20 protein-coding genes are annotated in these 13,589 nt (G+C 63.8%); 18 read left to right on the plus strand and 2 right to left on the minus strand.

The window, feature by feature from the left end; genetic code table 11:
• Positions 1 to 44: 44 nt before the first annotated feature.
• Positions 45 to 644, minus strand: a complete 600-nt coding sequence (locus IFT71_RS02135; protein WP_197975985.1) for a hypothetical protein — start codon at positions 642 to 644, stop codon at positions 45 to 47.
• Between the two features lie 501 nt (positions 645 to 1,145).
• On the opposite strand from IFT71_RS02135, the gene IFT71_RS02140 reads away from it, so the two are divergent.
• Positions 1,146 to 1,466, plus strand: a complete 321-nt coding sequence (locus IFT71_RS02140; protein WP_128082055.1) for a hypothetical protein — start codon at positions 1,146 to 1,148, stop codon at positions 1,464 to 1,466.
• Between the two features lie 321 nt (positions 1,467 to 1,787).
• On the opposite strand, the gene IFT71_RS02145 is transcribed toward IFT71_RS02140, so the two are convergent.
• Positions 1,788 to 2,078 (minus strand): hypothetical protein, encoded by a 291-nt coding sequence (locus IFT71_RS02145; RefSeq protein WP_192070228.1) that lies wholly within the window; start codon positions 2,076 to 2,078, stop codon positions 1,788 to 1,790.
• A gap of 65 nt (positions 2,079 to 2,143) precedes the next feature.
• Between IFT71_RS02145 and IFT71_RS02150 the strand changes: the two genes are divergently transcribed.
• From IFT71_RS02150 to IFT71_RS02230, 17 genes are all read left to right on the plus strand, one after another.
• The gene (locus IFT71_RS02150; protein ID WP_192070229.1) at positions 2,144 to 2,503 is read left to right on the plus strand and encodes an HNH endonuclease; all 360 of its coding nucleotides are present in this window, start codon (positions 2,144 to 2,146) and stop codon (positions 2,501 to 2,503) included.
• A 296-nt stretch (positions 2,504 to 2,799) separates the two neighbouring features.
• Positions 2,800 to 3,183: an HNH endonuclease gene (locus IFT71_RS21975; RefSeq protein ID WP_446740667.1), complete on the plus strand. Its 384-nt coding sequence runs from the start codon at positions 2,800 to 2,802 to the stop codon at positions 3,181 to 3,183.
• Positions 3,184 to 3,334: 151 nt separating this feature from the next.
• Positions 3,335 to 3,517, plus strand: a complete 183-nt coding sequence (locus tag IFT71_RS02160) for a hypothetical protein (protein ID WP_192138968.1) — start codon at positions 3,335 to 3,337, stop codon at positions 3,515 to 3,517.
• A gap of 1 nt (position 3,518) precedes the next feature.
• Positions 3,519 to 5,222 carry a terminase TerL endonuclease subunit gene (locus IFT71_RS02165; RefSeq protein ID WP_192070232.1) on the plus strand — a complete coding sequence of 568 codons (1,704 nt, stop codon included), beginning with the start codon at positions 3,519 to 3,521 and terminating at the stop codon, positions 5,220 to 5,222.
• Positions 5,223 to 5,233: 11 nt separating this feature from the next.
• Complete coding sequence (locus IFT71_RS02170; protein ID WP_192138969.1) at positions 5,234 to 5,851, plus strand: HK97 family phage prohead protease; 618 nt, start codon at positions 5,234 to 5,236, stop codon at positions 5,849 to 5,851.
• 1 nt (position 5,852) lies between these two features.
• Entirely contained in the window at positions 5,853 to 7,247 is a 1,395-nt protein-coding gene (locus IFT71_RS02175; protein WP_192070234.1) for a phage major capsid protein, read from the plus strand.
• 65 nt (positions 7,248 to 7,312) lie between these two features.
• Positions 7,313 to 7,579 carry a hypothetical protein gene (locus tag IFT71_RS02180; RefSeq protein WP_192070235.1) on the plus strand — a complete coding sequence of 89 codons (267 nt, stop codon included), beginning with the start codon at positions 7,313 to 7,315 and terminating at the stop codon, positions 7,577 to 7,579.
• Positions 7,579 to 9,009: a phage portal protein gene (locus IFT71_RS02185; protein ID WP_192070236.1), complete on the plus strand. Its 1,431-nt coding sequence runs from the start codon at positions 7,579 to 7,581 to the stop codon at positions 9,007 to 9,009. Before IFT71_RS02180 ends, IFT71_RS02185 begins: the two co-directional genes overlap by 1 nt.
• Positions 9,002 to 10,285 carry a hypothetical protein gene (locus IFT71_RS02190; RefSeq protein ID WP_192070237.1) on the plus strand — a complete coding sequence of 428 codons (1,284 nt, stop codon included), beginning with the start codon at positions 9,002 to 9,004 and terminating at the stop codon, positions 10,283 to 10,285. Before IFT71_RS02185 ends, IFT71_RS02190 begins: the two co-directional genes overlap by 8 nt.
• Positions 10,278 to 10,583, plus strand: coding sequence for a head-tail connector protein (locus IFT71_RS02195; protein ID WP_206757433.1), 306 nt, complete (start codon positions 10,278 to 10,280; stop codon positions 10,581 to 10,583). The genes IFT71_RS02190 and IFT71_RS02195 overlap by 8 nt, the downstream gene beginning before the upstream one ends.
• On the plus strand, positions 10,580 to 10,930 hold the full coding sequence (locus tag IFT71_RS02200) for a head-tail adaptor protein (RefSeq protein ID WP_192070239.1): 351 nt from the start codon (positions 10,580 to 10,582) through the stop codon (positions 10,928 to 10,930). The genes IFT71_RS02195 and IFT71_RS02200 overlap by 4 nt, the downstream gene beginning before the upstream one ends.
• Positions 10,930 to 11,460 (plus strand): hypothetical protein, encoded by a 531-nt coding sequence (locus tag IFT71_RS02205; RefSeq protein ID WP_037528042.1) that lies wholly within the window; start codon positions 10,930 to 10,932, stop codon positions 11,458 to 11,460. The genes IFT71_RS02200 and IFT71_RS02205 overlap by 1 nt, the downstream gene beginning before the upstream one ends.
• On the plus strand, positions 11,457 to 11,858 hold the full coding sequence (locus IFT71_RS02210; protein ID WP_037528044.1) for a hypothetical protein: 402 nt from the start codon (positions 11,457 to 11,459) through the stop codon (positions 11,856 to 11,858). Before IFT71_RS02205 ends, IFT71_RS02210 begins: the two co-directional genes overlap by 4 nt.
• Positions 11,859 to 11,875: 17 nt before the next feature.
• Positions 11,876 to 12,067 (plus strand): hypothetical protein, encoded by a 192-nt coding sequence (locus tag IFT71_RS02215; RefSeq protein WP_192070240.1) that lies wholly within the window; start codon positions 11,876 to 11,878, stop codon positions 12,065 to 12,067.
• 71 nt (positions 12,068 to 12,138) lie between these two features.
• Positions 12,139 to 12,594, plus strand: a complete 456-nt coding sequence (locus IFT71_RS02220) for a hypothetical protein (RefSeq protein WP_037528050.1) — start codon at positions 12,139 to 12,141, stop codon at positions 12,592 to 12,594.
• 109 nt (positions 12,595 to 12,703) lie between these two features.
• Positions 12,704 to 13,144, plus strand: coding sequence for a hypothetical protein (locus tag IFT71_RS02225; protein WP_192070241.1), 441 nt, complete (start codon positions 12,704 to 12,706; stop codon positions 13,142 to 13,144).
• 116 nt (positions 13,145 to 13,260) lie between these two features.
• Positions 13,261 to 13,581, plus strand: coding sequence for a phage tail assembly chaperone (locus tag IFT71_RS02230; protein ID WP_244654693.1), 321 nt, complete (start codon positions 13,261 to 13,263; stop codon positions 13,579 to 13,581).
• The last annotated feature ends 8 nt before the right edge of the window (positions 13,582 to 13,589 follow it).

Raw genomic sequence — 13,589 nt, forward strand, 5'->3', positions numbered from 1 at the left:
GAATATTTCCCCGGCGCGGTGCACGCGCCGGGGAAATACTGTTGTTAGTTCTTGATCGGCACGCCGGACTGAACTGGTACTGCAGCAACCGGAGCTACGACCATCGGCGCAGCCGCTGGAGCGATTGCCACTGAAACGTCTTCATCGACAAAAGCGGTCACTGGCGAGCCCAATGCAATTTCGGCGCTCGTGCCGGTCATGAAGAAACCTGCGACTGGCAGAAGCGCAACCGCTCCGACTACGCCTGCGGTCCCTGTCGTACCCTTATCGTCAAGGCTGCCCGTCATGCGGATCTGGCGTCCGTTCGCACGGACATAGAGCACCCGGGCACCAATACGGCCAGACTTGCCCCACATGCCCTTATTACGAACCTCGGTAATTTCGCCAACAGCAGGGCTGCCTGCTGGGATGACGACATTGCCGTCAACCAGCACTGGCTCGGCAGTCTCAAGCTGGAAGCGTTGCCCGACCTTAAGCTTTTTGCCCTTGGTCGTAAGTGCTTCAGCCATTTTGAGCGGGACTGATACGCCAGCACGCAGCGTGCTCATCGTGGTCGCTGTTGCCGCTACGGGCGCCGTTTGAGCAATCGCTGCAGGCGCAGCAAACGTGAGGGCACACACGAGCGCCCCGAGAATCGTCTTCATTATTGTAACCCCTCTGTTCGGCCTCCCCAGGCCGAGGCGCAAAGACTGTTGTAAATCCTGAGCGAGGTCAACTCGATAGAAGAACGACAATGAACAGTTCGTAAAAGCAGTTGACGGCATCACCCCCGCATCGTACGCAGATGACCAGGTGTTAGAGCCGCGCCCGCAAGGGTTGCGGCTCTTGCTGTATGTGAAGGTCTAGATGGCCGCACCGCAATTGCGGCTCACCGCAGCTGACCATGCCGAGGCGATCGTCTCGCGGCTATCTCGGTTTCCAGAAATGTGCGCAGCCCATCGCGTCATCTTGGTCGCAGCAATCCGCTTATCGAGGATGTCGAGCAACTGGCGCAGAATCTTCGAGAGCGCGTTGGCTAGCCACGCTCATCCCCTCACGCAGGGGCCATGCTCCGAGCGATTGTCCCACGGTGTGGTCAGATGCGACGTTACTTTGTGCGTTGATGTGGCCTAAGCTTGTAGGCCCACTACGCTCAGGAACTTTGTATGAAGAACGTCGTCAGTCTGGTTCTCGCATCCATCTTAGTTGCCGCTCCGGCGCACGCGCAGACGGTTAACGACGATGTCCGGTGCCTGGTTGTAACCAGTGCCGTCGGCGAGCAGGCCGAGAACGAGCCAACGCGGAAGGTCGCGAATTTGACGGCGGCGTTCTATATGGGGCGGCTGGATGGACGAGTTCCCGCAACTGTTGCTGCAGCCCTCAAGTCTCAGCCGGCTGTCGCTGGAACCGCCGCGCTGGGAATTTTTAAAGCCTGCGCCGCGAGGGCACAGGGCGCACAGGCGCGCTTGCGCGCAGAATCTCGGTGATTTGACGGCGCCAAGTAATTGAGCGTGAGATGAGGTGCGGAATGGGAGGAGCGGCGCGAGGCGCCTTCAGCTTCACCACCGCTGACCATGTAGAAGCTATCGGCATACCCGTGCTGCGGATCGCCGAGGAGATGTCGAGCGGGTCGCGCCATCAGGGGCGCAGTGAGCGCTTGATCGACCAAGCAGAGCAGGCAGCAATCGACCTGCGGGCCGCCGTACGTGGGCGCTAATTAGTTACGGAGCGAGAGTGCATATGTCGCTGCTTGTGATCCGCTGCCACCGCTCGTTCAACTTCCTCGCGAGGAATGGGCGATGCTGCCATTAAACGATGAGCAGATCGGCGTCGGAATCTTTAGCCGAGGCGGATCCTTGTATCTTCAGAAGTGGGCTATCCAGGACTTCCCAAATTCGCTCTTCGGTATCCCAAATCTCGAAGATGCCGGGTCCCTTGATGTTTACATGCGTGCCGTCAAGAAGCTGGTACACAGTGCTCTCTCGATGCGTAATGATGCCGCTGTCGAGGTCGTGAAACCTAGTCATGTTAATCCATCGTATGACGGTGTACCGTCCTCCGCTATCGCCCTGAGCCGCAAAGCGTTCCATTTCTTTCATCTTGTGCCCCCGAGTCGCAAACTGACTCAGTATATATTGCACGTTTTCCAAGCACGTAGTTACTGATGAGCAAGCTCAAAGCTTTACCCAGCCGCCTCACATCCCTGCGGCCCGGGCTTGGTTCTTTGCCGCCTATCGAGCGCACCCGCGACGAGGACCGCATGCTGCACGCGCCTTGGCGCAAGCTCTACAAGACGGCGCGCTGGCGGGCGTTGCGCATGGTCATTCTGACCCGCGACATGTTCACCTGCCAGTGGCCCGGGTGCGGCTTTATGACTGCTGACACGTCGCAGCTTGTCGTCGACCACAAGCGGCAGCATCACGGCGATGAGGTCCTCTTCTGGGACGAGCGCAACCTGCAGTGCCTGTGCGCTCCCTGCCACAACAGCCGCAAGCAGCGCGCTGAGCGCGCCCAACGACACTGACCACGCCGCCCCACCCCCGGGGGGGAGGGTCGAACCATCGGCAGGGCACGCCCTGCTGGACCCCATAGGCTCTCACGCGCATTTTACTTTTGTCTGTTTGATTATTTATTCAAAGGTGCCTGGTGCAAATTATCCGTGCCGAGCGCTCGATCACGGCAACCTGCCGCGTGTGCAGCCAAAGTTTCTCGTACGTCACATCGGGTTCTGGGAGCCGACGCAAATTTTGCTCGGATGATTGCAGGGCGACAGGCAAGCGGAATAGGATCACTCTCATCTGCTGCCTGACCTGCGGCGAGATGTACGCTCCCCGATACGGCCGGATAGCTGGCTATTGCTCAATTGCCTGTCGTCGGTTTCCTGAACGCAAAGTCTGGGAGACCCGAGCCGATAGCATTCGCCATTCACGGCATAAGCGGCGGGCTGAAATAAGAAGCCGGCCGCACGAGCGGTTTTCAAGCCGTGAGATATTCGAGCGCGACGGCTGGTTGTGCGGGATATGCCGGAAGCCGGTCAGCAAGCTGCTGAAGTTTCCTGATCATCATTCGGGCAGCCTCGACCATATTCAACCAATTGCCTTAGGCGGCGCCCACACGCGCGCGAATGTCCAGTGTGCGCATTGGATATGCAACGCCCGCAAGACGCATTTAGGCGTCGGCGACCAGCTAAGGCTCAGTCTTTGAGGGACGTTTCATGCCTAGAGGGGGAGCACGCCCGGGCGCTGGTCGCCCGCGCAAAGATCGAGGGGCTAAAGCTGATCCCGTTCTGAAGAAGCCTGGTTCGTCCGCTGCCAAGTCGAAGGACCAGACTCCTCTTGAATTCATGCTGTCGGTCATGAACGATGCAGCCGAAGATCTGAAATTCCGCGCCCAGATGGCACAGGCGGCAGCACCTTATGTGCATGGCAAGCCTGGTGACGAAAAGAAGGGCAAGAAGGAAGAGACCCAAGAGCGCGCGAACGCGATAGGCCGCCGATTTGGCGCCATGGGTCCGCCAACGCTGAAAGCTGTGAGCTAGGGTGCCGACCTGGTCGACGGCGCTGCCGGACTGGAAGGCCCGGATCCGAGCGCGCGGCACCCTGATCCCGTTCTCGCCGCTGTTCCCGGCTTCGACCGAAGCCAAGATGGAGGTCTTCTCCTCGCTGAGCATTGCCGACCTCGGCATCAACCCGGCGACGGGGCGCACATGGACGATCGGCGAGAGCGCGGACACATGGCTGCTGGACTTCGCCGCGGCGATCTTCGGCGCCTATAACCCCGATACGGGGCAGCAGATGGTCCGCGAGGGTCTGCTGCTGGTCTCGAAGAAGAACACCAAGTCGACGATCGCCGCGGGCATCATGCTCACCGAGCTGATCTGCGGCTGGCGCCCGTCCGACGAGAACCTGATCCTCGCGCCGACCATCGAGGTGGCCGGCAACAGCTTCAAGCCAGCCTGCGACATGATCCGCGCCGACGAGGAGCTCGGCGATCTCCTGCATATCCAGGAGCATATCAGGCTGATCACCAACCGCGTCACGAAGGCGACGCTCAAGGTGGTGGCGGCGGACAGCGCGACTGTGTCGGGTAAGAAGGCCAGCCGGGTGCTGGTCGACGAGCTCTGGCTCTTCGGCAAGAAGGCCACGGCGGATGCCATGTTTCGCGAGGCCTCGGGCGGCCAGGTGTCGCGGCCGGAGGGATACACTCTCTACCTGACGACGCAGTCCGACGAACCGCCCGCTGGCGTGTTCAAAGAGAAGTTGGCCTATGCCCGCGACGTCCGCGACGGCGTGGTCGACGACCCCGAGTTTCTGCCGGTGCTCTACGAGTTCCCGGAGGATATGATCGCCGCGGACGAGCACCTCGACCCGGCGAACTTCTACATCACCAACCCCAACATCGGGAGGTCGGTCAGCCAGCAATGGCTCGAAAGCCAGTTCCGCAAGGTCGCCAACGCTGAGGACGGCACCAAGCAGGTCTTCTACGCCAAGCATTTGAACGTGGAGATCGGTGTCGGCCTGCGCCACGATGCGTGGATCGGCGCTACCTATTGGGAGGGCGCGGCTGCACCGGCGGCGCTTTGGGACGGCACCTTCGAGCATTTGCTCGAGGTCTGCGAGGTGATCGTCGCCGGTGGCGACGGTGGCGGCCTCGACGATCTTCTCGGCCTTGCGCTGCTTGGCCGGCACAAGGTCACAAAGCAGTGGCTGCTTTGGTGCCGGGCCTGGGCGCAACAGGACGTTTTCGATCGGCGCAAGGATATTGCGAGCCGCCTGAACGACTTCATCGGGCATGGCACGCTCGTGAAATGCGTCACTCCGACGCAGGATCTCGTCGACGTCGCCGATCTGCTCGAGCGCGTGAAGGACGCGGGCCTGTTTCCCGAGGAAGCGGCCATCGGGCTCGATCCCCAAGGGGTAACGGCACTGGTCGACGAGCTATCCGGGCGCGGCTTCTCCGCTGAGCAGATGTTAGCCGTCAGTCAAGGCTTTCGCCTCTCCGGCGCCGTGTGGGGCACGGAACGCAAGCTGAAAGACGGCACGCTTGTCCATGGCAATCAGGAGCTGATGGCGTGGTGCGTCGGTAACGCGAAAGCGGAGCAGCGCGGCAACGCCGTCCTGATCACCAAGCAGATCGCCGGCAAGGCGAAGATCGATCCCCTCGTCGCCGCCTTCAACGCGGTGATGCTGATGACCCGCAACCCGGAAGCCGCAGGCGCCGGTCTGCAGGTCATGTTCCTCTGAAAGGCTCAATCATGCAGAACCGCGCATTCAGCGTGCTGACCATCAAGTCGGCTGACGACGACGCCCGCATTATCCGGGGCATCGCTACGTCGCCCAGCGTTGATCGCGTCGGCGACATCATCGAGCCGCTCGGCGTCAAGTTCGCCAATCCGATCTCCCTGCTGTGGCAGCATAAGCATGACCAGCCGATCGGCAGTGTGACCTTCGAGAAGCCGACCGCCAAGGGGATCGTGTTCGAGGCCACGGTCGCCAAGCTGGATGAGCCCGGCACGCTGAAGGACCGCCTCGACGAGGCGTGGCACTCGATCAAGCTCGGCCTGGTCCGTGCGGTCAGCATCGGCTTCCGGCCGATCGAGTACAGCTACATGGACAACGGTGGCATCCGATACACGGAGACCGAGGTTTACGAGCTGTCCGCGGTCACGATCCCCGCGAACAGCGATGCCATCATCAGCCAGATCAAGTCGATCGACGCCGCCCTGCGCAAGGAAGCCGGCGTTCCCGACCCCGAGATTCCCGCCAACCCAGAACCTGCCGCGGTCGGCAAATCGGTTCGCGTGGTGAAGCTGGATAACCCCGCCCGCGATCGGGCGAAGCCATTCGTCATCAACACCATTCGAAGGATCTGAAGTGACCAAATTCGCAGAGCAAATCACGGCGTACGAGGCCAAGCGCGCCTCGGTCGTCGGTGCCATGGACGCTATCATGACCAAGGCCGCCACCGATGGCGCCACCCTCGACGCTGCGCAGTCGGAGGAATATGACGGCCATTCCGCCGACGTCGTCGCGATCGACAAGCACCTCGATCGGCTGCGCACCGCCGAGCGTACCATCGCCAAGACGGCAAAGCCGATCGAGGACGTGCGCGACCCCTCGGCCGCAGCCGCGCAGCGCGGCGGCCTGACCCAGGTCAAGGCGCAGCCGAAGCTCGCTCCCGGCATCGCCTTCGCGCGCTATGCCAAGGCCCGCGCCGTCTCGCGGCTCGATAACGAGCCCGTGATGACCATCGCCGAGCGCATGTACGGTCCGGACAGCGACGTCGTCGGGACCATCAAGGCAACCGTCGCGGCCGGTTCGAACCAGCCTGGCAGCTGGGCAGCGGCCCTGCACAGCCCTGAAGGCGCGGCGTTCGTCGACTTCGCCGAGTTCCTCCGCCCGGCGACGATCCTCGGCAAGTTCGGCACCGGCATCACTCCGTCGCTGCGGAAGATCGGCTTCGATGAGCCCGTCATCCTTCAGACCGGCGGCGGCAAGGGCTATTGGGTCGGCGAAGGCAAGCCGAAGCCGCTGACGTCGTTCGACTTCACGCGCAGCGTGCTTGGCCGCCTGAAGGTCGCCAACATCGCCGTGCTGACCGAGGAGAACGTGCGCAGTTCGAACCCGAGTTCGGAGGCGATCGTTCGCGACGCGCTGAAGGCCGCGCTGGTCGAGACGCAGGATCTGGCGTTCATCGATCCGACCAACGCCGGTATCGATACCGTCCGCCCGGCATCGGTCACGCACGACGCAACCGCGGTGGCATCGTCCGGCCGTGATGCTGATGCAGTGCGCGCCGATGCGCGCGCAGCGATGGCGGCGTTCATCGCAGCAAACAACTCGCTAACGACCGGCGTCTGGATCATGTCGGCGACCAATGCCCTTGGCCTGTCGATGATGAACAATGCTCTTGGGCAGAAGGAATTCCCCGGCATGACCATGCTCGGCGGGACCTTCGAGGGCCTGCCGGTCATCGTGTCGGAATATGCCGGACAGACCGTAGCTCTTGTCAACGCGGCCGACATCTACGAGGCCGACGAGGGCGATATCGCGGTCGACATGAGCCGTGAAGCGTCGCTCGAGATGAAGGATAGCGCCCTCCAGCAGGACGGCCTCGCCGGGACCGGCACGCAGCTGGTCTCGCTGTGGCAGAACAACCTGGTCGGCCTGCGCGCCGAGCGCACCATCAACTGGCGTCGTCGCCGCGCGACCGCGGTCGCGTACCTGACGGCCGTCCGCTGGGGCGAGCCGGTGGCCGCAGGCGCGTAAGCCACCAGTGAGCAGACGGATCGGCGGGCAGCAACCCTGCCCGCCGATCAACTGAGGAGACACCTATGCCTGACCTTATCGCCACCCGCGACATGAGGTACGCGACCCGCGCGCTTCAGGCGGGCGACCCATTCCAAGCGAGCAACCAAGACGCTCGCATCCTTATTGCGATCAAGAAGGCGCGCGCAGCTGACGCGTCGGCAGATCCGTCCGCCGCGGCACCGACGCTCGACGAGCTGCGTGACAAGGCCGCCAAGCTCGGCATCACCGTCAGCACCCGCTGGGGCGACAAGCGCCTGCTCGAAGAGATCGCCAAGGTCGCGAGCGCCTGATGCGGATCCTCGGCCGGGAGTTCGGGCGCTCCCGGCAGATCACCGCCGGGCAGGCCGAACCCGAAACCGAAGGCGGCCTGCCCATCATTCGCGAGAAGGCGGCACGCATCGTCAGCACGCCGTCGGGCCCTTGGATGCCGATCGTTCGTGAAAGCTTCAGCGGCGCGTGGCAGCAGAACGTCGAGGTCAACCAGACCGCCGTGCTGGCCTTCCACGCCGTCTTCTCGTGCATGACGCTCATTGCGTCGGACATCTCGAAGCTGCGCGTCAAGCTGGTCAGCCAGGACACGCATGGCATCTGGGCCGAAACCACCCGCCCCGCCTATTCGCCAGTGCTGCGCAAGCCCAACAGCTTCCAGACCCGGATCCAGTTCTTCGAATCGTGGTTCCTGTCGAAGCTCAGCAGCGGCAACACCTATGTCCTCAAGCGCCGCGACGCGCGCAACGTTGTGATCGCGCTCTACGTGCTCGACCCTCACCGGGTGAAGCCGCTGGTCGCCGACGACGGCAGCATCTTCTACGAGTTGCAGCAGGACGATGTTTCGGAGATCGCTGGCCCGATGGTCGTGCCGGCCCGCGAGATCATCCACGACCGGTTCAACTGCCTGTTCCACCCGCTGGTCGGCGTATCGCCGATCTATGCGAACGGCCTCGCGGCGACGCAGGGCCTGCGCATCCAGGACAATTCAGCGGTCTTCTTCGGCAACCAGTCGCGCCCCGGCGGCCTGCTGTCGGCGCCGGGCAAGATTAGCAAGGAATCCTCGGAAGAGCTTAAGGCCAACTGGTACGACTATTACGGCGGCAAGAACTCCGGCCGCGTCGCCGTGCTCGGCGATGGCCTGAAATATGAGCACATGGCCGTCACCGCCAAGGATGCCGAGCTGATCGACCAGCTGAAGTGGACCGCCGAGGTGGTCTGCTCCACGTTCCATGTGCCGCCCTACAAGCTGGGTATCGGCAACCTGCCGACGAACAGCAACGTCGAGAGCCTCAACCTCGAATATTATACCCAGGCGCTGCAATCGCTGATCGAGGCCGCCGAGCTATGCCTCGATGAGGGACTCGGCATCGGCGAAGGCATGGGCATCGGCACCGAGTTCGACCTCGACGGCCTGCTGCGCATGGACACCAAGGCGCTGATCGAAGCCGAAGCGCTGGCCACCGGGGCTGGGATCAAGAAAATTGACGAAGCGCGTCGGCGGCTCGACCTCGGGCCGATCCCCGGCGGCGACACGCCGTACTTACAAGAGCAAAATTACAGCTTGGCGGCGCTAGCGAAACGCGACGCGCGAGAAGATCCGTGGGCGAAGGGTCAAGGCGATACGACGCCTGCGGCGGCGCCTCCGGCTGATCCCGCAGAAGTTGCTGAGCAATCGCGCGCGACCGCCGCCCTGTACAAAGAATATTGCCGGGAGTTGCTGAATGCTTGATGCCAAAGCGATGGCCGAGGCCACAGCAATCATTGTCCGTGAAGCTGTCGACAAGGCTACCACGCCGCTGCTCGCTCGCCTTGCAATTGTCGAGGCACGGGATGCGTCTCCGGATGAAGCAAGCATTCGGCGAATGATTGACGATGCGATCGCCGCCCTGCCCGCGCCGCGCGACGGCACCAGCGTCACGGTCGCCGACGTTGAGCCCCTTGTCGCCGCGGCCGTTGCGCGGGCTGTCGGCGATCTGCCCCCTGCCAAGGATGGCGTCAGCATCACGCTGGACGACATGAAGCCGCTAATTACTGTCGAGGCCGAGCGGGCCGTTGCCGCGCTACCGCCGGTCGACGTCATTCCGCCGGTTGAGGCGGCAGTCGCTGCTGCGATCGCCGCGCTGCCTGCGCCGGCCGATGGCAAGAGCGTCACGCTTGACGACGTGAAGCCGCTGATCGCTGCCGAGACGGAACGAGCTGTAGCGGCACTGCCGCTGCCCGACTTGGTCGCACCGGTCGAGACCGCTGTTGCTGCGGCAGTGGCGGCGCTGCCGCCCGCGATCGATGGCAAGAGCGTCACGCTCGACGATGTGCGCCCACTGATTGCTCAGGAAGCGGAGCGCGCTGTCGCCGCACTGCCCCCGGTCGACGTCATCGCGCCGGTCGAGGCGGCGGTCGCGGCCGCAGTCTCGGCGCTGCCGGTGCCGGTTGATGGTAAGAGCGTCACGGTCGCTGATGTCGAGCCGATCATCGCTGGGGCCGTAGCATCCGCAGTCGCGGCGCTGCCAACCCCTGCCGATGGCAAGAGCGTCACGATCGCCGACGTCGAGCCGATCATCGCATCGGCCGTCGAGCGCGCTGTTGCTGCGCTACCTGTTGCGAAGGACGGCGTCGGCCTTGCTGGCGCGATGATCGACCGCACGGGTGCGCTGGTCATGACACTGAGCGACGGCAAGATGTGCCCGCTTGGGCGCGTAGATGGGAAGGACGGCGACCCCGGCTTGGGCTTCGACGATATGTCGATCGAGCAGACCGGGGAGCGCCAGGCGACCCTGAAGTTCGTGCGCGGTGAGCAGGTGAAGACCTTCGACCTCAGTGTGCCAGCAGTGATCGACCGCGGCGTGTTCAAGGAAGGCCAAGCCTATACGCTGGGCGACGCTGTCACCTTCGGCGGTTCGCTCTGGATCGCGCAGAAGGATACCGGCGACAAGCCGGACGGCCCTGACACCGGCTGGCGGCTTGCGGTGAAGAAAGGGCGCGATGGGCGCGATCTCACTCGTGGCTGAGCTCGTCACCCTCGCGGATGTGAAAACGCACCTTCGTCTAGGCTCGTCTGATCGTGAGGACGCTTATCTCGGCATTCTCATCGCGGCAGCTGTTAGAGCGATTGAGGGCGCAACAGGGTGCGACTTCGCCACTGACGTGTCGCCGACGGCGTTGCGCGGTCGCGCCGTTGCCGCACAGGCAGTGCTGCTGCTCGTCGGACAATGGTACGCCAATCGCGAGGCGGCGGGGCAGAACCTGACGGAATTGCCGCTGGCGATCACCTTCCTAATCGCTCCCCTGCGCAAGTTCGTCGTATGACCCAGCTCACTGCCGGCGAATTGCCCGACTTCATCCGCATCGAGCGCCCCGTAGCCGATAACAGCCTCGACGGCGCCGGGTCAGGCAACTGGGTGCTGGTCGACGAGGTCTGGGCCGGCGTCGTCGACATGCTGCCGAGCCGTGGTGAAAAGCTCGCCGGAGGGATCAACGTGGCAGCGCGTCCAGCACGGGTGCGTATGCGGGCGCGCGACGATGTGACGCCTGACATGCGCTTCGTGATGGATGGGCGCATCATGCAGATCGTCGCCGGGCCAGCACTGATCCGCCAACGCTCGGGCATCGAGTTCATGGTCGAGGACTATACCTCGGCGGGCAACGCGGCCTGATGCCGAGCGTCAAAGGTCAGGCAGAGGTCGACCGTTTCATCGCCGGCCTGCCTGCGCAGATTGAAGCCAAGCTGCTGCGCGGCGCGGCGCGCGCCGGCGGCAGGGTGTTGCTTGACGAGACGAAGAGCCGCTCCCCGGCAGCCGAGGTGACCGAGGCGCTTACGCTGCGCACCAACAGCGAGCCGGGGCGGATTGTGGTCAAGGTCAGCGTCAAAGGTCACTGGCCTCGTTCGCTCGCGATCTGGGCAGAATACGGCACAGACCCGCATTTCATCACGGTCGATGACAGCCAGCGAGAGGGCAAGAGCGTCCGCCGCATCAATGAAACCGGCGGCGGGTCGTTGCGAATTGGCGGCAGCTTTGTCGGCAAGACGGTCCACCACCCTGGCGCCAAAGCCAACCCGTTCATGCGTCCCTCGCTCGATCTCAGCGCCGCAGCCGCCCGTGCCGCGATGCAGACTTACGTCAATGCCCGCGTCACCCGCGGCGGCATCATCGGCAGCGACGAACCGGAAGGGACCGACGAATGAGCGGTGTCGAGATCGTCGGTGACCTGCTGCGCGCTTACGAGCCGCTGACCGAGCTGATGGAGCCAACAAGCATCAAGGCCGGCAAGCTTCCCGATAACGTAGTGCTACCCGCCATTCTGATCCGCAGCGTGACCCTGGTCGATCGCCAACGCCTGAAGCGGGAGCCGCTCGTCCGTTCCGTCGAGCGCGTGTCCGTGGCGGTGCGGGCGGCGAACTATCGAGATCAGAAGGCCGCAATCAAGCTCATCCGGCAATGCTGCCGGGACGTGATCGGCGATCTTTCGGGCTGTTTTCGTGTCTCGATCTTCACCGCTGGGACCGGCCCTGATGTCGGCGGTCCGGCGAACAGCTTCGAGCAGACCCAAGACTTCCGCGTCAGCTTCGACGCGGCAGCGTGAGAGAAAAGGAACCTACCATGTCCGACACCAAGCCCAAGACGATCCGCGCCAAGGCGACCCGCGATTTCACCGACGCTGGCACCGAGCGGCGCTTCGACGCTGGCAAGGCGCACGATTTCACCGAGGGCGAGTTCGTCAACTTCGCAGCCGCTGGGCTGGTCGAGGCCGTCGACACTGCCGCTGACCCGAAGGCCAAGACCGCCGCCTAACCCGCGTGCCCGCCGCCCAGCGGGCGCCACCCCGCCGGCCCTGCCGGTATTAAGTCACGAGGATCATCACCATGGGTTCACAGACCGCCGCAGGCTCGTCGCTTGCGATCTCCGTTACGTCGCCGGCGACTGCCGACGCCACTGGCTACGCCGCCCTGACCTTCACCGACGTCGGTCAGGTCGAAAAGCTCGGCTCGATCGGCGCCAGCTTCGCCAAGGTCGAATTCCAGCCGCTCAAGGGTGCAAAGCAGAAGTTCAAGGGCTCGGCCGACTATGGCGCCCTGCAGCCGTCGATGGCGCTCGACAGCTCCGACGCCGGCCAGGCGATCATGCAGACGTCGGCCGACGACGAGAGTCAGAAGCTCTATTCCTTCCGCGTGACCTATCCGGACGGTGCCAAGCGCTACTTCGGTGGCCGCAACTTCGGCATGCCGGAGACCGCCGACGGTGCCGACAGCATGCTGACCGGCGCTCCGACGATCGAGATCTGCACCAAGATCGTCAAGGTCGCTGCGCCGACCACCTGACCCCTTCCCTACCCGGCGCCCGCGACGCCGGTCCTTATGCGCCAGCTCGGCCCGTCGTCGCGGGTCGCGAGCCGGGCTGGCGCACCATCCTCCCGCGAAGGACTATCTCATGACCACGCTGCTCAACATCGCCTCGCTCGCCGTCGCTGCCACCGCCGCCCTGCACGTCAAGGGCCCCACCGGCGAGCCGCTCTATGCCGACGAAGCGGGCAAGCACCCCGTCCGCATCCATCTTCACGGCCCCGGCAGCCGCGCTTATGGCGCCGTCGAATCCCGCCAGTCCGCGCGCGCGCTGAAGCGCATGCAGGACAATGATGGCAAGATCACCGCGGCGACCCAGGAAGAGCGCATCGCCGAGACGGCCGAAGACCTCGCCGCGATCACCGTGTCGTTCGAGAACTTCGACTATCAGCCCGAGGGGGCCAGCCTCGCCGGGCAGGACATGTTCCGTGCCGCATACGCCGATCAGGGCATCGGCTACATCACCCGCCAAGTGGCGAAGTTTGTCGCCGACTGGGGAAACTTCAAGGCCGCCTCGAAAGCGGCCTGACCCTCTATATCCGGATGATGGCGTGGCTTCAGGCCACGCCAAAGCCGGACCCTCGATCACGGCGAGCGAAGTTCGTAGAAGAGTCGCCGGCTCCTCTGCTCAGCCGCATCGAGAAGATGAAGCGCGACAAGATCGTGCCGCCTATGCCGCACAATCCCGCGCCGCATATCACGGACCGGCTGATCGAAATTGGCCTGACTCAAGCGGCCGGAATGGGCGCCGTCCCGCTGTCATGGCTCGAAATCAATGCCTGGTGCGAACGCACTGCCGTTGACCTTGAACCATGGGAGGGGCGGCTAATCCGCCGCCTCTCTGCTGCCTACCTCGCCGAAAGTCGCAAGGCTGAAGTTGAAACCTGCCCGCCCCCTTGGCGCGCAGAGGTGACCGCACGCGAGCGTGAAATCGAAGAAGCCAAGCTCCGCGCCGTGCTGGGCTGATCAAACGG

The sequence above is a fragment of the Sphingomonas sp. CFBP 13733 genome (genome assembly GCF_014841795.1).
GTDB lineage: Bacteria > Pseudomonadota > Alphaproteobacteria > Sphingomonadales > Sphingomonadaceae > Sphingomonas > Sphingomonas aerolata.

Bases quoted from the DNA above. Each gene is read 5' to 3' on its own strand.
- IFT71_RS02135 (WP_197975985.1), bottom strand. From the start codon at position 644: ATGAAGACGATTCTCGGGGCGCTCGTGTGTGCCCTCACGTTTGCTGCG.
- IFT71_RS02140 (WP_128082055.1), top strand. From the start codon at position 1,146: ATGAAGAACGTCGTCAGTCTGGTTCTCGCATCCATCTTAGTTGCCGCT.
- IFT71_RS02145 (WP_192070228.1), bottom strand. From the start codon at position 2,078: ATGAAAGAAATGGAACGCTTTGCGGCTCAGGGCGATAGCGGAGGACGG.
- IFT71_RS02150 (WP_192070229.1), top strand. From the start codon at position 2,144: ATGAGCAAGCTCAAAGCTTTACCCAGCCGCCTCACATCCCTGCGGCCC.
- IFT71_RS21975 (WP_446740667.1), top strand. From the start codon at position 2,800: ATGTACGCTCCCCGATACGGCCGGATAGCTGGCTATTGCTCAATTGCC.
- IFT71_RS02160 (WP_192138968.1), top strand. From the start codon at position 3,335: ATGAACGATGCAGCCGAAGATCTGAAATTCCGCGCCCAGATGGCACAG.
- IFT71_RS02170 (WP_192138969.1), top strand. From the start codon at position 5,234: ATGCAGAACCGCGCATTCAGCGTGCTGACCATCAAGTCGGCTGACGAC.
- IFT71_RS02180 (WP_192070235.1), top strand. From the start codon at position 7,313: ATGCCTGACCTTATCGCCACCCGCGACATGAGGTACGCGACCCGCGCG.
- IFT71_RS02185 (WP_192070236.1), top strand. From the start codon at position 7,579: ATGCGGATCCTCGGCCGGGAGTTCGGGCGCTCCCGGCAGATCACCGCC.
- IFT71_RS02190 (WP_192070237.1), top strand. From the start codon at position 9,002: ATGCTTGATGCCAAAGCGATGGCCGAGGCCACAGCAATCATTGTCCGT.
- IFT71_RS02200 (WP_192070239.1), top strand. From the start codon at position 10,580: ATGACCCAGCTCACTGCCGGCGAATTGCCCGACTTCATCCGCATCGAG.
- IFT71_RS02205 (WP_037528042.1), top strand. From the start codon at position 10,930: ATGCCGAGCGTCAAAGGTCAGGCAGAGGTCGACCGTTTCATCGCCGGC.
- IFT71_RS02210 (WP_037528044.1), top strand. From the start codon at position 11,457: ATGAGCGGTGTCGAGATCGTCGGTGACCTGCTGCGCGCTTACGAGCCG.
- IFT71_RS02215 (WP_192070240.1), top strand. From the start codon at position 11,876: ATGTCCGACACCAAGCCCAAGACGATCCGCGCCAAGGCGACCCGCGAT.
- IFT71_RS02220 (WP_037528050.1), top strand. From the start codon at position 12,139: ATGGGTTCACAGACCGCCGCAGGCTCGTCGCTTGCGATCTCCGTTACG.
- IFT71_RS02225 (WP_192070241.1), top strand. From the start codon at position 12,704: ATGACCACGCTGCTCAACATCGCCTCGCTCGCCGTCGCTGCCACCGCC.
- IFT71_RS02230 (WP_244654693.1), top strand. From the start codon at position 13,261: ATGAAGCGCGACAAGATCGTGCCGCCTATGCCGCACAATCCCGCGCCG.